Below are 22,508 nucleotides of genomic sequence, written 5' to 3' on the forward strand. Positions count from 1 at the left end.
TTGATCAGCCGTTCTTTGAGGGCGAATCTGATCGTTTCATTCGCCGTTTCATTCGCGCAGGTTCCGTTCGCAGAACTTATGTCTTTGATTTTGTTGGTGAGCCCAGATGGATTCGAACCATCGACCCTCTGATTAAAAGTTAGATGCCGACCCATTTCAACCCTGTGCAACCATGGACACGCTAACACAAAATTAGCTTTGTTTTTTAGCGATTTAACGCAAAATGGCCCGGTACTCTTCGGAAGAACGAAAGGGGCCTAGCCGGGACGGTTTGTTGTCCCCGTGTTGTCCCCGTGACGATGGGAGCGGGACTTGAAGAAAGCCCTAACGGTGAAGGGGATCGAGGCTGCGAAGTCTCAAGCCAGCCGGTACGAAATCGCCGATGCCATCCTGCCCGGCTTCGTTGCCGTGGTGCATCCCACCGGCAAGAAGACATGGGCCTACCGCTACGTGACACCGGATCGCAAATGGCGGCGGCTGACATTAGGCTCTTACCCGGCAACGGGGCTGGAAACCGCGCGCCAGCTCGCGCGCGAAGCGAAGGAACAGCTCACGCTTGGCAACGATCCTACAGAACAGAAGAAAGTTGCCCAAAGCGCTGTCGGTAAGAGCGGCAACGTCGCTCTGACTGTTGACGAGTTGATCCGCGCGTTTGTCTTCCGCCATGTCCTCAAGAAGCTGAGGACAAAGACACAATCTTCCTATCTCGGAATTCTGGGCGCCAAACCCGATCCGCAGAAATCGGGCCAGATCGTTCGCACCAAGAGCGGCGGCCAGATCATGCGGCGCTGGGCCGGGCGGAGAGCCGAAGCCATCACAGCTGGAGACATCAAGCGCCTTATAGGCGAGATCAAGGAACAACATCCCGCAATGGCTGCGGCTACATACCGGGTCATGATGTCGATGTGGTCATGGGCCGATCAGGCCGGCATCTTCTCCGACGACTATTCCGAGAAGCCGTCTCCATTCTCGAAGACGAAGACACCGGATCGGGTGAAGTCGCGGGCGCACGTTCTGAAGCCGGAAGAATTGCGCGTCGTCTGGTCTGTGATGAACGAGACGCCATACCCCTTTGGCCCCTACTTCCAGTTGCTGGCCTTGACGGCGCAGCGGCGGCAGGAGGTCGCCGGACTGGAATGGCAGGAAATCTCATGGAGCGATGAAGTCTGGCTGATCCCGGAACATCGGACGAAGAACGGGCTGCCGCATCTGGTGCCGCTGACGCCGACGATGATGGCGATCCTCCGCGATCTCCGCGACAACCGCATCTCTGATCGCTTCGTATTCACCACGACGCGGGCGTCTTCGGTTTCAGGATTCTCGAAGGCGAAGAGAACGCTTGATGCCAAAGCAGCGGAGAGGCTTGCTGGTGGCTACAACGGCGCGGCAGGCACTGAGATGCCGCTGACCGAAATCGCGCCGTGGCGGGTTCATGACCTCCGCCGAACCGCTTCCACGATCATGCCAAGCCTCGGCGTCTCCCGCGAAGTCGTCGACAAGGTCACGAACCATATCAGCGGCGAGTTCAGAGGCGTCTCGGGAATCTACAACCGCTACGAATACCTACCGGAGAAGCGGGACGCCTTGCTGAAATGGGACCGCTATCTCTGCGGGCTGACGGTCCTCGTTCCTGCTGGCGTGACGCGCTTCGCCGATCGACGTGCGGCCTGATCGCGGCGGCTGCCCTCAGCAGCCGGCCACGGCCAGGATCTGGTCCCTGACCTCATCAAGCCCGTAACGCTGCGCCACGTCGTTGAAATCCGTGTCACGGTCACCCCGATCGGAACCGAAGCGGGGGATGATTATCAAGCCGCCAACTGCGGCGGCGGCTTCCCGTGCGCTTGTGATCCCTGGATTGCCGGGCGTTTTCCAGTCATCGTCTGACGCGATAATGATGTGAAGGTCGGGGCGATGGTGTCGAAGCGCCTCGGCCACGGGCTTCAGGTTCTGGGCATTGTACGCTACATAGCAGACCAATCCGGTCGCCTCATGCAAAGTGGCGGCTGTTGCAAAGCCCTCGGCGATGATGCGGACCGGCGACAAAGACGGTTTTGCCTGGAGCCTGAACCCGCATCCCGACGTTCGGCCACCTTTCAAAAAGCACTTCGAACCGTCTTCCCGAATGAACTGGAGTGATTGCAGAACGCTATCTGCAGTCCGCACCGGGACGACCAGAGAGTCGCGCAGTTGCAGGATCCCGTGCGGTTTGATGCCCTTGCGGACGAGGTAGGGGTGGCTCGGGTCTACTGGTTCGCATCTGACGAGTAACGCCTCGGCGCGTTTCGCCGCGGCTTCGTAGGAGAGTCGCTGTTCCTCCTCGCGGCGGCGACGGGCATCCTTCGCCTGAATGGAGAGGGCACGACGCTCGACTTCCGACATCGCATAGGGCAGATCGGCCTTCCATTTCTCCCAGCCGAGCCCGTCGCGGTGATTCTCGAAGCCCCCGGCCGGGCGGCCATCGAGATGCAGCAGGTAGGTCGCATCATTACGACCGCCACGCCCCTCGGCATCGCAGCGCTGGATGTGACCGTTCGCGATCAGGTTGCGGATTAAAACGCCCCGTCGGGCGGCGGCGCCGATAAATTCGGCCTCGACCTCGGCGACGTCGATCATGCCAGCACCTGCACGCTACGGGGCTGACCGCGCCGACGATGGATCCGCCCTCGGGCTTCCATGCGCGCCAGCAGGGAGCAGACCGAGGACGGCGCCTTATTGAGGCCAACTGCTATTTCGCGGATGGAAGGGGCGACACCGTCATTCGACGCCATATAGGCGATGACGAATCGCTCGACGGCGCGCTGCTTGGAGGTCGGTGGCAACATACTCAAAACCCGAACTAAAAACGGACCTGCACACAGTTATTGCGTAGAACCGGGATTTCAAGGCGCGCAATAACAATGGGGCTGTGGCCTATATGAGAGGTCTACTGCGCGCATTCATTTCGATCGCTCGGCCATCTACGGCAAGGTGCCGGGCATTATTTTATCGCTTGCAGCCAACAAGATGAGCGCACAGGCGTTGCTGAATCATTGCGTACGACCTGATGTGTACCTCTAAATATATTCGCGATATAATTTGGGTAAAATTAGCGATCGTTTTGACGGTGGCGGAATCGTAACTATAATGCGAATGATTTGGTAATGATTCAGTTACCAAAAATAGACGGCCTACTTCGCTCATTGCCAAGCAAATCTTGACTAGTCGCATCATGCTTCTATTTTAGGTGATGTGTGAGTAGGCCATTAAGGGGATGTTAATGTATTCGGTGACTGGCGCAGATGTAGGGCGACCGATGCGAGCAGCGAGCAAAATTGCAGTTGATGATGACGATCTCCTGACGTCGGCACACGTCCGTGCCGCTCTCGGCGGAATCTCAGCGGCCACAATCTATCGCTGGACCCAGCGAGCTAACCTAAAATTCCCGGAGCCGATAAAAATAGCTGGTCGAAAATTCTGGCGGCGGGGTGAGGTCCGGGCATGGTGTGAGGCGCAGCTAATGCAGCGAATGCACAATTCATTGCGCGACGGCGGCGCATAAAAAGAAAGCCGCCCGGAGGGGCGGCTTTCGATTGTTCTGCGTCCGGTCCGGCAGACCGAAAATGGTTGCTAGCATGTTGTTATCACGAACGTTCCCTGCACGCAATCCCTCCCCGCGCATCTGGGAGGGCTGGCGATGACCGTCGAGCCCGCCTTTGAATCTCCACAGCCGACTGACCGGCCGCCCCGGGATCCGGCCTACTGGCAGGGACTGATGGAGCAGGCGGAGGACTACGCTCGCAGAGGTGAGGCGTCGTCTGACCAAGGGGCGATCAGTCTATTTGGTGCGGTCCAGCAGAGCCGTCATCCAAGCGATTCTCCCTCGCGCGCCCAGGCGCCAAAGATCTGCGCCACTCCGTTCAGATATCGGGATCCGTCGCTGATTCCACCCCGCCGATGGCTCTATGCGAACCACATGATACGCGGGTTTGTCTCAGCAACTATCGCCCCCGGCGGCATCGGAAAAAGTTCCCTCGTGATCGGGGAGGCGTTGGCTATCGCATCCGGGTGTCCCCTGCTCGGTATTATGCCGACGGAACGGACACCGGTTTGGATATGGAGTGAAGATCCAAATGACGAATTGGAACGCCGCGTGACTGCCTTCATGCAATGCCACGGCGTGCGGCCAGAGGAAATCGAGGGGTATCTGTATGTAGACTCGGGTCGCACGATGCCCATAAAAATTGCGGTCGAAAATCGCGGTCAGGTGACCGTCAGTTACGAGGCTGTCTCGTCGATTGCCCGAACAATAATCGATAGAAAAATAGGGCTTGTGATATTTGATCCGCTCGTTAGTGCTCATAGTGTTCCCGAAAACAATAATCTGGCCATGGACGTTGTTATAAAAGATGGGTTTTGCCAAATTGCCGAGCAAACCGGTGCCGCCATCGAAGTGATTCAGCACACCCGAAAAACGGGTTCTTCTGAGGTCAATATCGAGGATGCTCGCGGGGCCTCAGCGTTTATCGGCGCTGTGCGATCTGCCCGAACGCTTCAGCTAATGTCGAAGGATGAAGCTGCAAGATTTAATGTCGCGGATCCGAAGAATTTTTTCCGGGTCGATGGGGGGAAGGCGAATATGGCCGCTGTATCCGATCGCTCTGCCTGGTACGAAAAACTTGGGGTTAATTTGGCGAATGGAGATGAAGTCGTAGCCGTGAGGCGCTGGCAACCACCTGGCTTGTTTGACGATGTCCCAGCGTGCTCGCTCGCTGAGGTGAAGAGGCGTCTGAGTGAACCGGAACGATGGTGGTATAACCATCAATCGAATAATTGGATTGGTGAATTGGTTGGAGAAATTCTCGGCCTTGATGCTCGGGATCCCGACGCAAAGCGGAAAATTAAGGCCATCGTCGCGACGTGGATCGAGAGCGGCGAATTGGCGAAAGTAAAAACACAGAACAGTCGACGCAAAATACGGGAGGCGGTGATATGCGGCCCCGGAGCGAATTAATGTGCGTCCCTTTTGTTCACTCGACCCCGCTCCACCGCTCCACTCCCCCGCCACCCCTAAAGGTGGTGGAGCGGTGGAGCAGTGGAGCAACGCGGATCTGCGCTCCACTGCTCCACTATATTCTTGTGCCAGTGGAGCAGGGTGGAGCGGTGGAGCAAGTAAGTCGTTTTGACGCCTGCGCCTCATTGATTATCGGGGGGATCCACATCGGCAGAAGGCAACCACGCCATGCCCCTGCTGCAGCCTGAAGCGCGCGCGTCATGGGCTTTATAGGGTTCATCTGAGGTGAGACGCGAACTGCGTGAAGAACGCGACGCTGCAGCGCGCCGCTTGCTCTATGGCGGAGAAATACCGACATGGCGAGAAGCCGTCGCCAAGGCCGATGAAGCGATGCTCTGCGGCGCTCGTACCAGAGCCGGCACGCCATGCCGTCGGCCGAAGCTGCCGGGACGCTCACGTTGCAGAAATCACGGCGGGCTCAGCACCGGCCCGAAAAGCCCCGAGGTGCTGGAACTCCTCCGCCAGCGTCTTCTCACGTTGAACCGGACGCCTGAGGCCCGCGCGAGGCTCGCCGCGAGGAACCGATCGCCGGAGGCGCGGGAACGGCAAAGAGCCCGCATGCTCGCCTATTGGGCCGCGAGGCGGGCGGAGAAGGCCCGACAGGCGGAACCGTCCGTCTAGGCTGCTTCACTGCTCCTATGGGCCTTGCTGGCGGCCAGGATGCGGAAGACGGAGCGGACGGAGATCGGCGCCGCCTTGCTGCGGCCATTCGTTTCTGCGCTCAGTTTCGCCGCGATCTCTTCGGCCCGGAGCCCCGCACCGGCGAGTTCGATGACGCGATCTGCGCGGCTTCGCGCCGTCGGTGCCCGGCCCTTGTATTTGCCCTCGCCCTTCGCTTTCGCGATCCCTTCGCGCTGCCGCTCCAGCATGATTTCCCTCTCGAACTGCGCGACGGCGGCGAGGATGTTGAAATTGAGCCGTCCCGTCGGTGTCCCGGTGTCGATGCCGAGGTTCAGGATTTGCAGATGGACACCCTTCGTCTTCAGTGCGGCCTCGATCTCGACGAGGTTGGCAACGCTTCGAGCGAGGCGATCGAGCTTCGTCACGATCAGCGTGTCGCCGCTGCGCGCGAATTCGATGGCAGCCGCAAGCTCGGGGCGTTTGGCGTCCACCGAAGATAATTGCTCCTGAAAGAGCTTCTCGATGCCAGCAGCTTCAAGCTCGCGGATCTGGGCTTCGAGGCCCGCGACCTGTTCGGTGGTCGATGTTCTGGCGTATCCGACTTTCATGGCGCACCCTGCCAATAGAATTTTAAATAAAATGGCAGCTATTATGCCAAAAGTCAAAACTGATTTATATGGCAGTAATTTGGATGGGTTTTTGGGGTGACACACGGGCTTGCCCTAGTGGCAGTTGCTGCCGAGTTTTCGGCTCGCTTCTGAAATAACCGTCAGGCTCAGAACCGTTCATCTGGCGATCTCGCCTGTCTTGAAGACGGGCTTCTACGCCCGCAGAAACGAGCCGTGGCGCCGCTTTGCAAGCGATCGGGGCAAGGCCGAAACCGAGGCCAGGGAAGCCAAAGAGATCAGGAAACGGGCGCGGTTCCATGCGTCAGGCGCCTTCGCGCGGGTTCGTGCAAAGAAAGACGCGCGGCGGGCACGGCAGCCACTTGCTGACAAGCGCCTCCTCGCCCTGGGCCTGACATCGAGCAGTTTGACCCGCGCCGATGTCATCGCTGCGTTCCGCACCGCCAGCAAGCGCGCTCATCCCGATGCCGGTGGCAGCGATGCCGCGGCGCGAACTGATTCCAGCTCGCAACTTCGCTCTTTCATGTGCGCTGTGAGCTGATCGTAGCACCCAATGCTGTTTTTCCTGCGATCGAACGCGAAAATGCCTGCTAAAACAGCGCGTTAAGTTGCAAGCCTTCGTCAACCATGATACATTGAGCGCATGAGTAATGCGTCTAGTGCCTTGAATTCGCGCGAGGATATCCATCCGGCCACCAACTATATCGTGGCCCGACAGGGTGTCCCTCTCGCATCCTCGCCGCTTTCCGGTTCCGGCGATGAGCCCCCATCGAAGCGAAAGCGCCCTCCCCGCAGATTGTCGAAAGCCGAGAAGGCCCGGGAGACGATGCAGCAGCTCTGGCGCGTGACCGGCAGGCCGCTGAGCTGCGAAGGACGAACCCGGATCAGCGAGGCCCAGAAACGCCGCTGGGCGGCATGGCGCGAGGCACGGCCATGAGACTGCTCCGTGAACCGAAGCCGTTCGGGGTCTGGCAGGTCATCGAACCGGGATGGGAGATGACCGAGATGACGCATCTTCGCGTCACCGCGGACCAGATCTTCGTCCGGCATCCCAAAGGGGGCAATCCGATCCGGCTCCCTCGCCGGACGCTCGTGAATAAGGGCTATTTCAGGCGTCGCAACGAAGAATACCGCTTCTTCATCAGCGATCGCTGCAAGGCGGAAGGCGATACCTACCAGGCGGGGGAAAAACGGAGGCGGATGATGAAACCCACGGTCGTCGAGTGCCCTCATGTCGTGATGAGCCCCAGGGGAACCGAGGTCGGCCCCCTGAGCCGGGAGGAACTTTTCGGCTACCGGTGGCCGCGTGGAACCTTCGAGATCCGCGGCAGCGCCTTTGTCGGCACGCTCGAAAGCGATGGCGTTGTCGTCTACGAAGTCCCCGATGAGCGCGGAAGGCTTCCCCTCTCTACTGCCGCAAGGCGCGGCGTGGTCCTGATGCGACAAACGCCTGGAATGACCATAAATCGCGCCGCGACCGAGGTTTTGCCGCTGGTGCAGCCAGGCGCTTCTAAATCGCTGGAAGGGCTCCACGCCGCGCTCCGCCGTCGCATCAAGGCCATCGCCGCCATTGTCGATGATTTGTCGGAGCCAACTGCGGCGCAGCAGTCCTGCGAGCGGTAAGATCGGCGGCAGGAGGATCCCATGTCCAAACCGAATTCCCCGCTGAAGCCCGTCGAGCGTCCGGCCTATCAGCGCTACCGTCTCAGGCTCGAAGACATCGGGCTCGGCCATCTTCGCCCCGGCGACTTTCCAGGCAGCCACCTTCTCGATCGGTTCCGCGGCACGCTTCGCGCTGGCGACGTCGTCGAGATCGTCGGGCGCGATTTCGAGGTCGAAGTTGCCGTCAGCCGCTACATGGTCGACGGCCATGCCGTGGTGACGCCCGTCTCGGCAGACTTTCCGACTGACGACTTCACGCCCGGCCTCGACGACGATCCGTCGGGCGGTCGCCTGCAATAGGAGCCGGGCCAATGCCACGCGATTACAAGGCCGAACTCGACGCCCTTGCCGGCCCGGATGAAGACCGGATCGATGCGACGACGAAACCCACCTCGGAACTGGCGAACGGACCCATTTATGGATTTCGCGGCTGGCGCAACGACCCGTCTGAAGTTTACGCGGCATCGCGCTTTCCGGCGCCCGCTCCACGCGCCTCGACACAGCGCGAGACGAGGATCGCATCGTCCGATGACGGCGGCGACCGCACTGCGCTCGACTACCTCGGTGACTTCAACCGTCTGACACCGGAAGAACGGCAGAAGTCTGCTACGGAGATGTATCAATCCGCGACCGATGAGCTGCAGCAATTCAAGGACAGCCTTGGCAGCGCCGAGCAGCTCATGGCGCAGCAAAAGGCTGACCATGATGCCTGGCTGCAGCAGCGCCCCCACATAGCGTCGGCCCCCGACAGGGCCGAACGCACGAAGCCGAAGGCCCTGCAGATGCAGGAGCGCTATGTCGGCGAACTCCGCTCTGAAATCGATCGCGCCGAACAGCGCTTGCGTCTTGCTGAAGATATTCGCGCCGGGCGCGCCCCGGCGCCGTCGATGACGAAGACGCGGTCTTATGCCGAGTCCTTCACCTCGACCACCGGCGACATGATGGTCGCAAACCCCGTGAAGTTTGCCGGCATCATCGGCGGCTATCTCGGTATGGCCGCCGGCACCGACATCGGCCCGGACAACAATGCGGTGTATCGTTTCGGCGAGACGATCTCGAATTTCGTCAACCAGCAATTCCCTGGGGATCCGGCGCGACAGTATGACCTCGGCACCCGCATCGCCAGAGGCGCCGGATCCCTTGCCGCGCTTTATGGCACCGGAGCCCTGAGCCGAATCGCAGCCCAAGGTCCGAACGTGTTGCATCGGCTGGCACAGGGCAACTTCGCCGTGACCAACATGGCAAGCGGCGGCGTCCCGCAGTTCGAGGCCGCCTCACAAGCCATGCGGGCCTCCGAAGCCCCGCGCGCCAGACAACCCTCGAATGCGGCCCGGCCTGACGACGCCTATGAGAGCGGCGGCGCCATCGAGCGCCTGTTCCGCGAGCAGGACGCCCGTCAGGCAGTCCGAGCCCGCAAACAGGCCGAGACCCGCGCGACTTCCGAAGCGTTGAGGAACCTTCCCGCGGTTCGTCGCGCGGAGATCGAAGACCTCATGGCCAGAGACCTCGCCGAATACTACCGCACCGGCGCGGACAAGGAACTCGCGAAACTTCTTCAGGAAACGGAGTGATCAGATGGCTCGCAGCCACAAGGAAGTGCTTCCCGTCGGAGCGGTCTCGCTCTCGCATCGTGTCGAATATGTCAGAGACAATTTCATGGTTACGATCCCACCGGGCTTTACCGTCGAGGATCTTCTCGACCCCGAGTTCTGGCGCAACCAGACCTGCTTCAAAGCGAACGATCGCATCGAGGCGGTGGCCGCCGATGGGAGCTTCGATTGCGATCTCCGCATCATCTCGGCCGGCCCCGGCTTCGTGATGACGCGCCTGCTTCGGGAATGGCGGGCTCCCGAGACGAGCGATCACAACGATGGCGCCCGCGTCGGTCTGGCACCCGGGCAAGGCTTTGTCGCCTATGGCCGTGACGGCAGCCCGATCTCGCGGCACGGCACGAAAGACGAGGCCAAAGCGGCACTCGATGCCTGGCTTGCCGCCAACCCGGCACCCGCGGAGGCCGCATGAGCGAGCGCCGGCACGTCCTTGTTGCGCCGGCGGACCCGGACTGGACGAGAAGTGACAGGCAGATCGATGGCATCTGGTTCCACCATCCCGGTACGGCTGTGCTTTTGAACCGGATCCCCGCGGCTCTTGATCTGATCGAGACGGGCTGGGACTTCACTTTCAGCTCGCATCGTAGCACCCTTGCCGGCGATCCGGCCGTGTGGCCCATCGCCGAGGGCGTGGTGCCGATTACCTATGTGCTGGCGCCTCTGACCCCAATCCATGGCGAGAATGTCTGGGCGGTGGTCGTCTATTCCAGCTCCGACCGCGAGCCCGTCCAACTCGGCGAGAAGTTTAGCAGCCAGGCCGGTTGCCTTCGCCGCCGCGTGGAAACCTTCTTCACGGGCGGCCTCTATGACCGGCTCCGGCGCCAGCGCTGGGCGGTGCATGAAGAAATCTGGGTCCGCCATGATCTTCGCGCCGACGAGCTGGCGCCGAACGCCTTCCCGCTCTCCGTCTCGCAACAGGCGGACCTGGCGCGCCTCGAAGACGAGCGCAGCGGCAACGATGTACCGAAACACGCTGCCGAGCCGGATAATGGCTATCTCGACTACAAGGCCGCAAGCGAGCTTGGCCGCGACAGGACACAAAAAGCCGCGGCGGCCCGCGAGTTCAATCGCCGCTCCGCAAGAGCGCATGGTGCCCGCGTGCTTCGCGAGATCATGGAGCAGGCGAAGGCGCAGCGTTGAGTTTCTCCGTCGCACGACGGGGACAGGGAGGGGCGGACAGGAGGTCACGCTTGTCCGCCCCTTCTTCACGGTGTCACGAGCGCAATGACGGGGCGGCCGGGTAGCGTGATGCGCCCCGCCGCCCACTTTGTTGAGGCAGTAAGATGGATCCGATCACGAAAGCCGTGCTGAAGCGCCCCGAGGCGATGACGCCGGAGGTCGAGCAGCGCATCCTCGAGGGCATCGCTTCGGGACGAACTCTGGCGGAGGTCTGCGCCGATCCCGGCATGCCGTCACCCTCGACCGTGTACCGCACCCTTCGTGTCGATCCAGCCTTTGCCGACACCTTCGCGCTAGCGGAACGTCAGTTCGCCGATGAGAAGTTCCGCGAGATCTCCGTGATCGTGGCGAAGGTGCAGGCCGGCAAGATCGATCCGACATCCGCCCGCGTCGCCATCGATGCCTTGCGCTGGCAATGCGCGAGGCTCGCCAAGAAATACAACGACCGCATCGAGGTTACCGGCGAAGAAGGCGCTCCGCTGCTGCCGCCGCCACCGCGCGAGATCAGCGACATCGAGCTTGCTCGCCGCGCCGCAAGTCTCCTCCTCCGCACCGGCAAGGAAACCGGCGTGCCGGCGGCCCTGCTCGGCTATGACGACGGGGACGATGGGGAAGACGAAAGGGCCTGACCTGGTGCGAAAAAGGGCTTAGCGGACGATCCAATGTCCAAAATAACTCACCTGAATTAGTCTGAGGAGAGCTCTATGTTTTATTGCGCCTGGCGTTTGTCGCCCCCGTTCCAGCTTCGGCGAAGAGCACGACGCCGCTAATCCATCGCAACCATTGGGGCTTTTGTCCCCGCGAGCCGTACGTGTGGGCGTTGCTTGTGCAGGATTGCCACCCCAGATGCAGGATGTTAGGGTCACGCGATGACTAAGCGCTATTTTTCGGGCGGTATCCTATGGCCAAGGGGAACGATCTAACCGCTGATATGAACGACATGACGGGCGGTGCTGCCGTAGACGAGGAGGGCATCGCTAATGAAGACGTCGGCCTGATAAGCAAGCCGTTTGACCCGGAAAAAATCAGGGTCAAGACCGAGCCAAGATCCCTTGATCTGGTACTGAAGCGGATCAAGCATGGCGAGATCGATTTAGCGCCCGAATTCCAAAGGCGAGCACGCGTTTGGCCGCAAAAGAAAAAAGCGCAACTGATCGAATCCTTGCTCCTGCGAATTCCGCTTCCCGTTTTTTATGTTTCCGCAGCCTCCAACGACGACTGGGCCGTGGTAGACGGCCTCCAGCGTTTAACCACCATTAGCGACTTCGCGGAGAACGTCTTTCCGCTGACCAACCTCGAATATTTGAACGATATGGAGGGTATGACGTTCGCCCAGTTGCCTAGGGCTTTGCAGCGTCGGATAGAGGAAACCGTAATCGTCATTCACATCATCGAACCGGGCACCCCCGACGATGTGATGATTAACATCTTCAAGCGCATCAACACAGGTGGAGAGCCACTAAGGGCTCAGGAAATCCGAAACGCGCTGGTAAAAGGTCCCGCGCGGGAGTTCTTAAAAGAGTTGGCCGCCTGTGCCCATTTCCTTGATGCCACGGGGCGTACCGTCAAGGACACGCGCCTCGACGCTCAAGAATGCGTCGCGCGCTTCTGCACCTTCTTTATTCATCCCTTCTCCGACTACGGCGATTCCGACCTCGATTCCTTCATTCTGAAGGGGATGCAGGCAATCAGCGCCATGCCGAGTGAAATGCGTCATGACTTGAGGCGTTCTTTCGAGCACGCCATGGACGCGGCTGCCGCGATCCTGGGACGTTATGCTTTCCGAAAGTTCTTCGAAGTCGATGGACGACGGGGGCCAGTCAGCAAGGCCCTATTTGAGGCCACATCGGTAAATTTGGCGCGTCTCTCCAATGATGAAATCAATCGATTGACCGCCCGCAAGGACAAGGTATTGCTTGAGCTGGTTCTCATGATGGGTGACGAGGACTTTCTAGCCTCGATCACTTCCTCGACCGGCGATCGATTGCGTGTCCATAAGCGCTTCAGCGCAATAAAAAACTTGTTGGGGCAGGTGTTAACATGATTGACAGTGTTCGCTTAGCGAACTTTAAAGCCTTTAAGGATGTCAGCGTACAATTTCGGGCCCTTACTCTACTCTCGGGATTGAACGGAGTTGGTAAGAGCAGCGTGATCCAGAGCTTGCTGCTGCTTCGCCAATCACATCAATCCGGCGACCTCACCTATGGGCGGATGACTCTCAACGGACCGTTAGTTGAGATCGGTACAGCGAGCGACCTACTATTCGTGGACGCCAACTCGGACGAGATTTGCGTAGGGCTGACGTTTCAGGGGGCGGAGTCGGCCTTCATCTTCAGTATCGTTCCAGATGAGTCGTCACGCGACGAGTCCGTCTACCAATTGACCCCCCATGAGAACAACGAGGTTTCGGCGACCCATCTTCATGGAACGCCCTTGCTGGGCACTCAGGGATCGTTCCAATATTTGTGTGCCGAACGGTTTGGGCCACGCAAATCTATGCCAATGTCAGACAACAACGTGGCGGTATACGACCTAGGAAAACACGGGGAGTTTACTCTCCACTTTCTCTCCCGGTATGGAAAGAGCCTACTGTTGGATTCGGATAACGCTAGGTTCGCGCAAGGGGTGCCCGCGCGTTTGATCGACCAAGTTGACCATTGGCTTCAGGAAATAAGCCCCGGAGCTCACCTCGAGCTTCAGGAACTGCGTGCAGCTGACCTGATGATATCCGGTTTTGCATTCGACCGGCCGAAGGATGCGCAAACACGCGCCTTTCGCGCCACCAACGTGGGTTTTGGGCTAAGCTACGCGTTACCCGTTCTAACAGCACTGCTTGCCGCTCAACCTGGGGCTCTCTTAGTTATAGAAAATCCTGAAGCGCACATGCATCCTCGCGGGCAAACACGGCTAGGCCAATTGTGCGCACGGGCCGCTGCGGACGGTTGTCAGGTCATCGTGGAAACCCACAGCGACCATGTTATGGATGGAGCGCGATTGGAGGTTCGTTCCGGCAAGCTTAGGCCCAAAGATGCAACTTTTCACTATTTCGAACGCAAAAAGGGTATCGTCCGAGTGGTCACTCCGTTGCTGGACCATGAAGGCCGCTTGAGCGAATGGCCCGATGGCTTCTTCGACGAACATCGCCATAATACAGCCGCTCTGATTCGACCCCGTTCCCACCATGGTTGATATCGTTTTGAATAGGGCGTGCCTAGAGCCGCTGTATAACGATGACCGTCGCGCCGCGGCCGATATCGAGGCTCTCCTGCGGGGCTTGGCGTGTCTTGAAGACTTGGTTTTGCGGTCACATGCCGACCTGTGGACGGTTCCACTAATCGAGAGAGAGCATAGCAAAAATACTATGGCTTTCGCCGAGATCGTCTATTCGTTCTACGGTACTCAGGAGCGCCACGATGTCGCTCAGTTTTTTGATCAATTGCAGCGTATGTGCCCAGCGGACGCCGGGCTGTCTGATGAGCAGTTGGAACTGCTGCTCAATTGTCAGGTCGACGGTCCAGCGCCAAGTCTTGAGGCAACATTTGCCGCTGTGCAGACGGCAGGAACAGACGCTATTCAATGCGCTTTGAACGATGGCGTTCTTGCCAGCCTATGTAGGAACGACCAGTGGCAATGCGACCAAATGGGCTTCGTCGACAGCCGAATCGACCGCCCGCTAACCTTCGATCATATCAGCGCTGCGGATCATGGCTTGGTCGTGGCAGAACGGCGCCGGGCACAGACTTGGTCCCGCCTTACGGCGCGGAACTTTGGCGTTCTAAAGGAAGAGTGTTTTCCTCACCTGCGTTTTGGCCAGGAGGTGGAGGGGCAGATCGAGGCGTTTAGCGCAGACTTGCTGGGACTGGCATGGAAACGGCTGTGGGATCTCAACGAGCTATCTAGGCAAGTTGGCGCCGGAGCGCTTAACCTCTGCGGGTTAGAAAAGAAACAATGCGGCATCAAGCCTGAAACGGCAGATACCATGAAGAGTTATGGCAAGGAGCGACGCTTTCGCGACTCCAACGGCGAGATCAGGATTTTTGAGGAGCATTTGTGGGTAGGCGGCCTTTACCGAATTCACATTTTCATTCACCAAAAGCCGCCTATAATCGAGGTAGGTTATATGGGGCGCCATCTACCGACCATAAACTACCCGACATAAATGCTGAAACAGCTTTGCGCGCTGGAGCGATCTCTGCCTCATGCGCTCGTCCGGCGCGGTCGCGGAGCTGAAGAGACTTGCGGCCGCGAGCGTCGAACCGGAGAAATCGAGCGCTTCATCGCGCTCATCGAGGGCAGCGTCGCCTATTCGCTTTACAAGGCGGTGTCTGAGGCCAAGACGCGGCTGTCTCGCGACGAAAGCGCGAGGCTGATGTTCGCCGCCGCTGGCGTGGAGCTTAATGCGCAAATCGCGCGCGTGGATTTCGAGCGCTGGATCGCGCGAGACCTCGCCCATATATCCGTCAGCATCGACGACGCACTCGCAAAGGCCGGGCTGGCCGCGGATGCCATCGACCGGGTGTTTCTCACCGGTGGCACGTCCTTCGTGCCTGCCGTGCGACGTCTGTTCACACAGCGTTTCGGCGCGGAAAAGGTCGATTCCGGCGACGAGTTCGTGTCGATCGCCAACGGGCTCGCGCTCATCGGCGAGAAAGAGGATATCGCGCGCTGGACGGTGGATGAAAGCGTGCCCTCGACGGTTGCGGCGAAACTGGCGCGCCCCTCAATCCGCCGGCTCGTTCTCCAGCTTGATATGGCCGTCGCGGATGAGCGCGACGACGATGGCGCGCTTGATCTCCGGCGGCAGGTCGGCGGGCGGGCCCTTGAGATCGGTCTGGCGCATCACCTCGCGCAGCAAATCCTACGCGTCTGGATCGGCGAACACGGCATCGACCATCGAGTCGGGGATTTCGGGCAGTTCGGGCTCCTCCGTCTGCGCCTGCTCGCGCTGCTGGCGAAGGAATTGGCGGGCGTCGTTTCGCTGTTCGGAGAGCGGGGTTTCGTCAAGCGGCTTATAGCCTGAAGCTACCAGCGCTTCGCTGAGGGCGCGGCGGAAATCGGGGTCGGCAAGCGCTGCGTCCTCCTCGGCCAATTGCGCTTCGTTTTCGGCCTCTTCGGCGGCCAGATATGCCTCGCGCTCGGCGTTATAGTCGGCTTGCTCGGCGCGCAGGCGGACCAGGGCGGGATGGGAGCCGGGGAGGAGCGCGGCCAGTCGCGGGATAAGGCCGAACCAGCCGCCGGAGATGGTGACGCCGTCTTCCTGATACGATTCGCCAGCGACGACGCGGATCGCGGCGTCGGCCAGGGCTTCGCGATCGGGCGCTTCGGCCGCGTGGGCGATCTCGGCGTCAAGCACGGCAAACTCGGGCAGCGCGCGGCGATAGCCATGCGCTTCGATGAGGGCCTTGGCCTCGTCGATGGCGCCGGGCGGACGTGCAATCGGGCGGTGGCGGCGCCCTGAAGATGCCCAGAACGCTGCGCCGGCCGCGCCGCGCGTGCTTCGGCGAGCGCGATGCGGGCGCGCAGCAGGTGGATTTGCGCGAGGAACAGCGGCATCGGACCGCGCGCAGCAGAGGTTTCGGCTTCGCGCAAAGGCGCGTCTGGGTTGCCCGTGCGCCATAGGGCTTCGGCGGCATGCCGGTGGGCGGAAGCTCGGCGAAGGCCGCGCGCGGCGGCAGTGCATGCATGTCGTGTCGGGCGGCGTGTCGTGCTCGACGCCGATATCGCGCAGAAGCTCGATGGCGGCCATCAGCGGGATCTTGTCGAGCGCCTCGAAGGTGACGCCGTGAGCGCCCGCAAGCTCGGCGAGCTTGATGCGGGTGGTGATGAGGGAAAGCCCCGGATTGTCCTCGGCCAACAGCGACAGCAGCGCCTTCCCGCCCGGATCCTTGATGCCGCCGACGATGCCCTTCTCGCTGGTGCCGCCGCCGGTGCGCCCCGCTGCATATTGGAGGGGCTCCAGCCCGTCGAGGATGAGAAGCGCGCGGGTCTGTTGCACGAGGCGTGCAAGCGCGACACCCTTCTCGCGCGGGTCTTTCGGCGGCTCGCCCCCTCCGAAATGAGCGAACGCCGCGCAAAAGAACTCGTCCGCGCTCGTCTGGCGGTCCTCGTTGGAGCCCTGGCTGTAGAAGCTCCAGGCGAACACCGAACGCGCGCCGCGTCAGCCGGACGCCTTCAGCCCTTGCACGAAATGATAGCCGAGCGCCGTCTTGCCCGCGCCGCCGATGGCGTCGAAGGCGAAGAGGCGCGTGGTGCCGCCGTCCCAGGCAGCGATCAGCTTCTGCATCTCGCCGGCGCGGCCGTAGAGCGTCTTCGCGCAGGTCTCCGGCAGTTTGCTGTGCGCTTTCCGGTCCGCTTCCGTGGACAGCTCCTTGATCCGCTCCAACAATTTGGTCGGACCGCGCAGCGTCGTCGTTAGATCGCCGCAATGCAATCCGCGGTACAAGCTCGGGAGAGATGCGTATTTGAAGGCGGCGACGGACAGCGTGATCGCCTTCCCTTCGACAATCGCGTAGCTCGCTTCGTGCTTGACCCAGTCCGACTTCACGCTCCAAAGCGCTGACAACAATACAAGAACAACGCAACATGCTCATTGATAAATAAACCGATCATCGAAGTTTTTACTTGAACTATTCGGAGAGTGACGACATCAATACTTCACACAGATCGTTCTCCTGTGGTGCCCGGGCAGTGTTGGAGCACTGCACCGGGCTGCAAATCAACCTGGATAAGAGGGTGACATGCATTCCGAAAGTATTGAACCGCGCCCCTGGGCGCAATGGCTGCTTGGTGTCCCCGCCGTGCTGACCATCGGTGGCATCGCAGCCGCCGCAAACTTCCGCTTCGGGCAGACGCTCGGCGGTCAAAGCGAGGTCGATGCGCTGCTCTTCGGGGCAGGCGGCGTCGCCCTTGTCGCGCTGAACTTCATCATGCCGGGCGCAGCAGCCGGGGCAGCCCGCCGCGGCGCCCGAATCCAGCAGGCGGTGTGCATCGGGCTCTTCGCGGTCTGCGCCGCCTTCACGTTGACATCTAGCGTCGGCTTCTCGTCCTCGCACCGCGCCGACTATGCCGGCGATCGGGCGCAAGCGGCGGAGCGCTTCGAGCGTGCGAAAGCCGATGTTGCCCGCCTTGAGGGTGATCTTGCCACCATGAAGGCATCGGCCAAGTATCAGGATTCTGCCGGCTGCGCGGATGTGCGGAGCTGGCAGCGGGAGTTCTGCGCCGCGGTGTCGGCCAAGGAAGCCGAGATGGCCCGTACGAAAGCGGTGATGTCAGCAGGCCGCCCGGCGGCGATCGATGCCCAGGCCGAAACACTTGCAGCGCTCATGGGCTACAAGTCGCAGGACGTGTCGACGGCGCTTTCCGTCTCGCTTGCGGTGGTTTATGAGCTGGTTGCCAGCCTCGGCTTCTACGCCGTGGCCCATGGCGGCCCGGTGAAGGCTGCTCGAATCATGAGACTGGAACCGGCGCCGGATCCGGTGTCATCAAAGCCGGTGTCATCGGTGCAGGAAGCTGCGCGCCTGCTCGCCAGCCGTCCCCGCAATGCTTCTCGCCGGCGGGCACTACCGAAGCAGCCGAAAGCAAAGCTCGCGGCCGACAAGCGCAGCCTGCAGGAGGCATGAGGTACAAACGATAAGCCCCGGCGGGAGCGATCCAGCCGGGGCTTCTGATGCGGTCGGACGAGGGCGATGTTACGCGGCCAAGGAATTGCCGCCTAAGACCTTTTCGATGCTCTCGATCTCGTCCGGGTGATAGTCGAACCCTGCGATCGGAGCGACTGTGGCGCGCTTGATATGGTCGACGGCGAAACGAAGCGCTGCCGTCACGATCTCGATGTCGTCGACAAGGCCTTGCCCGATGGCGCCGACAAGATAAGGATCCAGGGCATCACTCTCCAGGCGATTGATGTTCTCGACCACATGCAGAAGCGCCGCCAGGGCTTCCGCGGAATTCTGTGGCTCCGCCTTGAAAAGCTCTTTCGTCGCTCGAACGACGTCCTGATAGCCCGGCAACCTTCCATCCTCCTCGTGAAATTTGCTCTGCGCATCCAAGAGCTTCAGATGCGCTACCTTGACCTGTGAATTTCTCATATCGTCTCCATCCCAGACTATGCGCCACGCGGGCGCTGCCCATGTTCGCCGTCGTGGTCGATCTTCGTCGGGAGAGTTGCGCTGTCTGGCGTGCCGGACATGTGGTCGATCGAGGCAATCTGATCGGCGATGCGGCGGCCGAGGTCGCGAAAGGCGATGAGCATCCGCTTCTCGCCTTCATCTTCCGCGATCGATGCGGCATCGCTGACGAGCGCACCGGCCTGCAGCATCAGACAACGCATCGATTTAAGCGCGCCAGATCGCATCGTCCCCCTCCGAAGTTGGCCTTTCAGGCGAACAGCGGTATCCTAGCGCCATGATGGCCACAAAGCAACTATATGTCGCTTTAGTGATTTTATGTCGCTATACAAGAGGCAAATGATGAACGGTGCGCAACTGCGCATGGCTCGCGCAGCGTTGAAATTGACGGTCGAGCAGGTTGCCGCAATGGCGCAAGTCAATCGGCATACCGTCATGAGGACCGAGGACGAAAGATCGGCTACCCGCCCAGCGCAGTTGAAGATGATGCAAATCCTCTTCGAAGAAGCCGGCCTCGAATTCCTCGATCCCATCGAAGGCGTCAGCGGCAGCGGAGTTCGCTTCAAGTGGGGCGTCGAAGATGCGCTCAAGGCCGCCGAAGGCGCTTCGGAAGCATCCCCGGGAACGGAGGGCGTCAAGGCGCTCGACGCCGAGCTCGAGGCGTTCTGGGCGTCACAGATCGAACGCTTCAGGGCGCTTTCCCCCGAAGGCCGCGCCGTGATCGCGACGCAGATCTATGGAGACGCCTCCTTCGTCGACAAGATGATGGTGTAGCGTCAGCGCGAGGAGGAGGGGCGCGCTCTATTCGGCGTTCCCGCCGGGTTTCTCGTGCCGTGCTCGATCGTCCCGGATGATGCGCGTCTCACGGGCTGGTACTGCACGATGCGGCCACAAGAGAGGCAATGAATCGTCATTCCCTCGAAGCGATCAAGGTCGTCGAGGGTCAAGGCGTGGGTTTCGTTGCTCATCAAGAGAACGTAACAGGAACACGCACTTTAGGAAGCTGCGCAAACGATCACGCTTATCCACCCGGTCGCACAAAGCTGTGGATGGTTAACCGACATGCACAGGGTTGCACAGCCGCCTGATCTGTTGTCCCCGTTGTTGTCCCCGAGAGTTTTGCAGGAGGGGCGCTACAGCTTAACCCCTTGATTTGAATGGTGAGCCCAGATGGATTCGAACCATCGACCCTCTGATTAAAAGTCAGGCTAAAGGCCGAAACAAGCCATCTCTTGCGCTTCGTCATTGATCGTTGTTAATCACGATATATCAAAGCATTGCGTGGCATTTCCGTATCATGCTATCTCGTTCGAGAGCAAAGGGTACCGGCGAATTTGTGCATACCAGCGTGTATCCCGGCGCTCGCAAGCAGAGGGATACACACATGGTGACCAAGCTCACCGCAATGTCCATCGCCGCGCTCAAGGCGCAAGAAAAGCGCTATCTCGTGCAGGATGTTGAAACCGGATTGGGCGTCATGGTGCAGCCGTCCGGCGTGAAGTCGTTCATCGTGCGCTACCGCCTCGGCAGCCGCTTCGGCAATGTTACTCTCGGGCGCGTGACGGAGATCACATTGGCTGAAGCCCGCGAGCGCGCAAGAGAAGTGATGAAGCTCGCGCGCCTGGGTATCGACCCCGCCGAACACAAGAAGGCCGAGAAGGCCGCGCGCCTCGCAGCCGCCGAAGAGCGCGCGGGCGCCCTCTTCGAAAATGTGGCCGAGGAATACATTCGCCGCCATGTCAGCACGCTGCGGAGTAAAGACGAAGTCGAACGCCTCTTGCAAAAATATGCCATCCCCGCGTGGCAGGGCCGCTATATCGAGACGATAACGAAGCGCGACATTCTGAAGGTCACCGACCCTATAATCGAACAAGGACATGGGCGAACCGCGAACCACGTCTTTGCATGGATGCGCGCGCTGTTCTCCTGGGCGCTCGAACGCGACCTGCCCGGTCTGGAGCATTCGCCATTCGACAAGCTCAAGGCGCCAGCGCCAAAATCGTCGCGCGACCGCGTGCTGAGTGAGGCGGAGCTTCGGCTTGTGTTGCTCGGCTCGCGGGGCCTCGAAACACCGTGGCGCGAGTTCACGCGGCTCCTGATCTATACCGCGACGCGCCGCAACGAAGTGGCATGCGCGCCATGGGTGGAATTCACCGGGCTCAACACGGCCGATCCGCGTTGGGAAATCCCCGGCGAGCGCACGAAGAACGGCCGCCCGCTGCTTCTTCCCCTGCCTTTAGATGCAGCACGAATGCTGGCCGAGATGCCACGCATTGGCGAGAAGGGCCTCGCCTTTACAGTCACCGGAGAGACGCCGGTCATGGGCTTCTCAGACGCCAAGGAGCGGCTCGAAGCGGCCATGCTCGCTACAGCGCGCAAGGAAGCCGCCGAGCGCGGAGGAGACCCCGAGAAGGTTCAGCCGCTTCCGCGTTGGACCTGGCACGACCTGCGCCGCACGACTGCCACCGGCATGGCGGGCCTCGGCGTGCAGCCCCACGTCATCGAAGCGGTGCTGAACCATGTGTCGGGCGCGAAGGCCGGTGTGGCGGGGATCTACAATCGCCACGCCTACTTCTCCGAGAAGAAGGCCGCGCTGGCGTTGTGGGCGAAACACGTCGCAGCGCTCGAAGGCACCGCGAACGAGAATGTGGTGGCCCTGTACGGATAGATACCATTGACAATTTGAAAATGGCGCTGCATCTATTTGCAATGGAACGATGCAACATGAGGCAGATATGTCCAATCTACCAAAGGGGAACCTGATCACATCCGCCCGCGTCCGAGAGATTTGCGGCAACGTGTCAGACTCGACGCTCTATCGCTGGCTGCGAACCGAAGGCCTTGGCTTTCCGAAGCCGTATTATATTCGCAAGCGGCGCTACTGGGATGTTAAGGAAGTCCGCCAATTCATGGGCACCCAGCGCACGGCAACCTGAAAGCGGGCGCGACTATGCTCGCTTTTTCTTTGCTCCGAAGGTTTACATTATGAAAACCCTGACGTCCACGGAAAAGCCTACTGTCATCTCCCATCGCGAGGCCCGCGAAATCGCGCTGCGGCTTATCTCCGGCTCGTTCCGGCGTGACCGCGAGAAGCTACCGCCCGCGAGCAAACCACGCCTCATGCGTGCCGACGACGATGACATGCGGCTGCTCTCCTACATCGAACAGAACGAAGCCGCAGTGCGTCGCTTCCCGTTCGAAGGCGCGCGGACCAGACTCGCCTCGGCCGCCGCCGCGCGGTGAAGGGCTTCTTGAAGTTCGGCTAATCTCACCGAATGCCTACACCGGCAACCGGCGACGAAGGGCGCATGACCGTCCGGAGATTAGAGACTTATCTCCGGACGGGGTCCATAGACCTCGTTCTGGGGTAGCCCGGAGAGAGGCTGAGAACGACATGAAGAATGTTTCGGGGTAGACACGCTTCTTATTGCTACGGAAAGACTGGTTTTGTAGGCCAGATCAACCAGAAGCCGAAACAATCCAATTACACAGCCCAAGATGAAAAGGGTTGAATCATACCTTGGTCGTGACAAACAATTTTATGCTCACGAAACGCCCATAGCAGTGGCTTCAAGATTATAAAAAAGCTCTCCTGTTTGCATGCAACAAGGTTATGGATCATAATAAATATCAA

Annotated in this window: 26 protein-coding genes and 2 tRNA genes; 20 read left to right on the forward strand and 8 right to left on the reverse strand. The window is 60.3% G+C overall.

Annotated elements, in window-relative coordinates; genetic code table 11:
• Positions 1–94: 94 nt before the first annotated feature.
• Positions 95–180 (reverse strand) — tRNA-Lys (locus tag QM659_RS08345).
• Positions 181–312: 132 nt separating this feature from the next.
• Between QM659_RS08345 and QM659_RS08350 the strand changes: the two genes are divergently transcribed.
• Positions 313–1,671: a tyrosine-type recombinase/integrase gene (locus QM659_RS08350; RefSeq protein ID WP_415188060.1), complete on the forward strand. Its 1,359-nt coding sequence runs from the start codon at positions 313–315 to the stop codon at positions 1,669–1,671.
• Between the two features lie 15 nt (positions 1,672–1,686).
• On the opposite strand, the gene QM659_RS08355 is transcribed toward QM659_RS08350, so the two are convergent.
• Together QM659_RS08355 and QM659_RS08360 are read right to left on the reverse strand one after the other, a co-directional pair.
• Entirely contained in the window at positions 1,687–2,613 is a 927-nt protein-coding gene (locus QM659_RS08355; protein ID WP_415188061.1) for a toprim domain-containing protein, read from the reverse strand.
• Positions 2,610–2,822, reverse strand: a complete 213-nt coding sequence (locus tag QM659_RS08360) for a LexA family protein (protein ID WP_415188062.1) — start codon at positions 2,820–2,822, stop codon at positions 2,610–2,612. The genes QM659_RS08355 and QM659_RS08360 overlap by 4 nt, the downstream gene beginning before the upstream one ends.
• 470 nt (positions 2,823–3,292) lie before the next feature.
• Between QM659_RS08360 and QM659_RS08365 the strand changes: the two genes are divergently transcribed.
• The 3 genes from QM659_RS08365 (at position 3,293) to QM659_RS08375 (ending at position 5,671) form a co-directional block, all read left to right on the forward strand.
• Entirely contained in the window at positions 3,293–3,538 is a 246-nt protein-coding gene (locus tag QM659_RS08365) for a helix-turn-helix transcriptional regulator (RefSeq protein WP_415188094.1), read from the forward strand.
• 135 nt (positions 3,539–3,673) lie between these two features.
• Positions 3,674–4,990, forward strand: coding sequence for an AAA family ATPase (locus tag QM659_RS08370; RefSeq protein ID WP_415188063.1), 1,317 nt, complete (start codon positions 3,674–3,676; stop codon positions 4,988–4,990).
• Positions 4,991–5,380: 390 nt separating this feature from the next.
• A complete protein-coding gene (locus QM659_RS08375; RefSeq protein WP_415188095.1) occupies positions 5,381–5,671 on the forward strand; it encodes an HGGxSTG domain-containing protein in 291 nt (96 codons plus the stop codon).
• Here QM659_RS08375 and QM659_RS08380 read toward each other — a convergent pair.
• A complete protein-coding gene (locus QM659_RS08380) occupies positions 5,668–6,279 on the reverse strand; it encodes a recombinase family protein (RefSeq protein WP_415188064.1) in 612 nt (203 codons plus the stop codon). The genes QM659_RS08375 and QM659_RS08380 overlap by 4 nt on opposite strands.
• Before the next feature lie 199 nt (positions 6,280–6,478).
• On the opposite strand from QM659_RS08380, the gene QM659_RS08385 reads away from it, so the two are divergent.
• The 11 genes from QM659_RS08385 (at position 6,479) to QM659_RS08435 (ending at position 15,768) form a co-directional block, all read left to right on the forward strand.
• Positions 6,479–6,838 (forward strand): hypothetical protein, encoded by a 360-nt coding sequence (locus QM659_RS08385; RefSeq protein ID WP_415188065.1) that lies wholly within the window; start codon positions 6,479–6,481, stop codon positions 6,836–6,838.
• A 392-nt stretch (positions 6,839–7,230) separates the two neighbouring features.
• Positions 7,231–7,920, forward strand: a complete 690-nt coding sequence (locus QM659_RS08390; RefSeq protein ID WP_415188066.1) for a hypothetical protein — start codon at positions 7,231–7,233, stop codon at positions 7,918–7,920.
• A gap of 21 nt (positions 7,921–7,941) precedes the next feature.
• A complete protein-coding gene (locus QM659_RS08395) occupies positions 7,942–8,259 on the forward strand; it encodes a hypothetical protein (protein ID WP_415188067.1) in 318 nt (105 codons plus the stop codon).
• An 11-nt stretch (positions 8,260–8,270) separates the two neighbouring features.
• The gene (locus QM659_RS08400; protein ID WP_415188068.1) at positions 8,271–9,530 is read left to right on the forward strand and encodes a hypothetical protein; all 1,260 of its coding nucleotides are present in this window, start codon (positions 8,271–8,273) and stop codon (positions 9,528–9,530) included.
• Positions 9,531–9,534: 4 nt separating this feature from the next.
• Positions 9,535–9,981 carry a hypothetical protein gene (locus tag QM659_RS08405; RefSeq protein WP_415188069.1) on the forward strand — a complete coding sequence of 149 codons (447 nt, stop codon included), beginning with the start codon at positions 9,535–9,537 and terminating at the stop codon, positions 9,979–9,981.
• Positions 9,978–10,709, forward strand: coding sequence for a hypothetical protein (locus tag QM659_RS08410; protein WP_415188070.1), 732 nt, complete (start codon positions 9,978–9,980; stop codon positions 10,707–10,709). Before QM659_RS08405 ends, QM659_RS08410 begins: the two co-directional genes overlap by 4 nt.
• 143 nt (positions 10,710–10,852) lie before the next feature.
• The gene (locus QM659_RS08415; protein WP_415188071.1) at positions 10,853–11,377 is read left to right on the forward strand and encodes a hypothetical protein; all 525 of its coding nucleotides are present in this window, start codon (positions 10,853–10,855) and stop codon (positions 11,375–11,377) included.
• Positions 11,378–11,649: 272 nt separating this feature from the next.
• On the forward strand, positions 11,650–12,792 hold the full coding sequence (locus QM659_RS08420; protein ID WP_415188072.1) for a DUF262 domain-containing protein: 1,143 nt from the start codon (positions 11,650–11,652) through the stop codon (positions 12,790–12,792).
• Positions 12,789–13,937, forward strand: a complete 1,149-nt coding sequence (locus QM659_RS08425; RefSeq protein ID WP_415188073.1) for an AAA family ATPase — start codon at positions 12,789–12,791, stop codon at positions 13,935–13,937. The genes QM659_RS08420 and QM659_RS08425 overlap by 4 nt, the downstream gene beginning before the upstream one ends.
• Positions 13,930–14,907: a hypothetical protein gene (locus tag QM659_RS08430; protein ID WP_415188074.1), complete on the forward strand. Its 978-nt coding sequence runs from the start codon at positions 13,930–13,932 to the stop codon at positions 14,905–14,907. The genes QM659_RS08425 and QM659_RS08430 overlap by 8 nt, the downstream gene beginning before the upstream one ends.
• Positions 14,908–15,768: an Hsp70 family protein gene (locus QM659_RS08435; protein ID WP_415188075.1), complete on the forward strand. Its 861-nt coding sequence runs from the start codon at positions 14,908–14,910 to the stop codon at positions 15,766–15,768.
• 1,137 nt (positions 15,769–16,905) lie between these two features.
• On the opposite strand, the gene QM659_RS08440 is transcribed toward QM659_RS08435, so the two are convergent.
• Positions 16,906–17,292: a hypothetical protein gene (locus QM659_RS08440; protein ID WP_415188076.1), complete on the reverse strand. Its 387-nt coding sequence runs from the start codon at positions 17,290–17,292 to the stop codon at positions 16,906–16,908.
• Positions 17,293–17,485: 193 nt separating this feature from the next.
• On the opposite strand from QM659_RS08440, the gene QM659_RS08445 reads away from it, so the two are divergent.
• A complete protein-coding gene (locus QM659_RS08445) occupies positions 17,486–18,367 on the forward strand; it encodes a hypothetical protein (RefSeq protein ID WP_415188077.1) in 882 nt (293 codons plus the stop codon).
• 69 nt (positions 18,368–18,436) lie between these two features.
• Here the strand turns inward: QM659_RS08445 and QM659_RS08450 are convergent, their stop codons facing one another.
• Both QM659_RS08450 and QM659_RS08455 read right to left on the reverse strand, forming a co-directional pair.
• Entirely contained in the window at positions 18,437–18,835 is a 399-nt protein-coding gene (locus QM659_RS08450) for a hypothetical protein (RefSeq protein WP_415188078.1), read from the reverse strand.
• A gap of 17 nt (positions 18,836–18,852) precedes the next feature.
• Entirely contained in the window at positions 18,853–19,101 is a 249-nt protein-coding gene (locus QM659_RS08455; protein ID WP_415188079.1) for a hypothetical protein, read from the reverse strand.
• A gap of 115 nt (positions 19,102–19,216) precedes the next feature.
• Here QM659_RS08455 and QM659_RS08460 point away from each other — a divergent pair, with 115 nt between their 5' ends.
• Entirely contained in the window at positions 19,217–19,648 is a 432-nt protein-coding gene (locus QM659_RS08460) for a hypothetical protein (RefSeq protein WP_415188080.1), read from the forward strand.
• 384 nt (positions 19,649–20,032) lie between these two features.
• Here QM659_RS08460 and QM659_RS08465 read toward each other — a convergent pair.
• Positions 20,033–20,106 (reverse strand) — tRNA-Ser (locus QM659_RS08465).
• A 152-nt stretch (positions 20,107–20,258) separates the two neighbouring features.
• Between QM659_RS08465 and QM659_RS08470 the strand changes: the two genes are divergently transcribed.
• From QM659_RS08470 to QM659_RS08480, 3 genes are all read left to right on the forward strand, one after another.
• Complete coding sequence (locus QM659_RS08470; RefSeq protein ID WP_415188081.1) at positions 20,259–21,542, forward strand: tyrosine-type recombinase/integrase; 1,284 nt, start codon at positions 20,259–20,261, stop codon at positions 21,540–21,542.
• 67 nt (positions 21,543–21,609) lie between these two features.
• A complete protein-coding gene (locus QM659_RS08475; RefSeq protein WP_415188082.1) occupies positions 21,610–21,810 on the forward strand; it encodes a helix-turn-helix transcriptional regulator in 201 nt (66 codons plus the stop codon).
• 49 nt (positions 21,811–21,859) lie between these two features.
• Positions 21,860–22,117 carry a hypothetical protein gene (locus QM659_RS08480; RefSeq protein WP_415188083.1) on the forward strand — a complete coding sequence of 86 codons (258 nt, stop codon included), beginning with the start codon at positions 21,860–21,862 and terminating at the stop codon, positions 22,115–22,117.
• Positions 22,118–22,508: the final 391 nt, after the last annotated feature.

Origin of the sequence: Rhodomicrobium sp. (assembly GCF_047605405.1) — a bacterium.
Lineage (GTDB): Bacteria > Pseudomonadota > Alphaproteobacteria > Rhizobiales > Rhodomicrobiaceae > Rhodomicrobium > Rhodomicrobium lacus.

Bases quoted from the DNA above. Each gene is read 5' to 3' on its own strand.
- QM659_RS08355 (WP_415188061.1), bottom strand. From the start codon at position 2,613: ATGATCGACGTCGCCGAGGTCGAGGCCGAATTTATCGGCGCCGCCGCC.
- QM659_RS08360 (WP_415188062.1), bottom strand. From the start codon at position 2,822: ATGTTGCCACCGACCTCCAAGCAGCGCGCCGTCGAGCGATTCGTCATC.
- QM659_RS08365 (WP_415188094.1), top strand. From the start codon at position 3,293: ATGCGAGCAGCGAGCAAAATTGCAGTTGATGATGACGATCTCCTGACG.
- QM659_RS08370 (WP_415188063.1), top strand. From the start codon at position 3,674: ATGACCGTCGAGCCCGCCTTTGAATCTCCACAGCCGACTGACCGGCCG.
- QM659_RS08375 (WP_415188095.1), top strand. From the start codon at position 5,381: ATGCTCTGCGGCGCTCGTACCAGAGCCGGCACGCCATGCCGTCGGCCG.
- QM659_RS08380 (WP_415188064.1), bottom strand. From the start codon at position 6,279: ATGAAAGTCGGATACGCCAGAACATCGACCACCGAACAGGTCGCGGGC.
- QM659_RS08390 (WP_415188066.1), top strand. From the start codon at position 7,231: ATGAGACTGCTCCGTGAACCGAAGCCGTTCGGGGTCTGGCAGGTCATC.
- QM659_RS08395 (WP_415188067.1), top strand. From the start codon at position 7,942: ATGTCCAAACCGAATTCCCCGCTGAAGCCCGTCGAGCGTCCGGCCTAT.
- QM659_RS08400 (WP_415188068.1), top strand. From the start codon at position 8,271: ATGCCACGCGATTACAAGGCCGAACTCGACGCCCTTGCCGGCCCGGAT.
- QM659_RS08405 (WP_415188069.1), top strand. From the start codon at position 9,535: ATGGCTCGCAGCCACAAGGAAGTGCTTCCCGTCGGAGCGGTCTCGCTC.
- QM659_RS08410 (WP_415188070.1), top strand. From the start codon at position 9,978: ATGAGCGAGCGCCGGCACGTCCTTGTTGCGCCGGCGGACCCGGACTGG.
- QM659_RS08415 (WP_415188071.1), top strand. From the start codon at position 10,853: ATGGATCCGATCACGAAAGCCGTGCTGAAGCGCCCCGAGGCGATGACG.
- QM659_RS08420 (WP_415188072.1), top strand. From the start codon at position 11,650: ATGGCCAAGGGGAACGATCTAACCGCTGATATGAACGACATGACGGGC.
- QM659_RS08425 (WP_415188073.1), top strand. From the start codon at position 12,789: ATGATTGACAGTGTTCGCTTAGCGAACTTTAAAGCCTTTAAGGATGTC.
- QM659_RS08430 (WP_415188074.1), top strand. From the start codon at position 13,930: ATGGTTGATATCGTTTTGAATAGGGCGTGCCTAGAGCCGCTGTATAAC.
- QM659_RS08435 (WP_415188075.1), top strand. From the start codon at position 14,908: ATGCTGAAACAGCTTTGCGCGCTGGAGCGATCTCTGCCTCATGCGCTC.
- QM659_RS08445 (WP_415188077.1), top strand. From the start codon at position 17,486: ATGCATTCCGAAAGTATTGAACCGCGCCCCTGGGCGCAATGGCTGCTT.
- QM659_RS08450 (WP_415188078.1), bottom strand. From the start codon at position 18,835: ATGAGAAATTCACAGGTCAAGGTAGCGCATCTGAAGCTCTTGGATGCG.
- QM659_RS08455 (WP_415188079.1), bottom strand. From the start codon at position 19,101: ATGCGATCTGGCGCGCTTAAATCGATGCGTTGTCTGATGCTGCAGGCC.
- QM659_RS08460 (WP_415188080.1), top strand. From the start codon at position 19,217: ATGAACGGTGCGCAACTGCGCATGGCTCGCGCAGCGTTGAAATTGACG.
- QM659_RS08470 (WP_415188081.1), top strand. From the start codon at position 20,259: ATGGTGACCAAGCTCACCGCAATGTCCATCGCCGCGCTCAAGGCGCAA.
- QM659_RS08475 (WP_415188082.1), top strand. From the start codon at position 21,610: ATGTCCAATCTACCAAAGGGGAACCTGATCACATCCGCCCGCGTCCGA.
- QM659_RS08480 (WP_415188083.1), top strand. From the start codon at position 21,860: ATGAAAACCCTGACGTCCACGGAAAAGCCTACTGTCATCTCCCATCGC.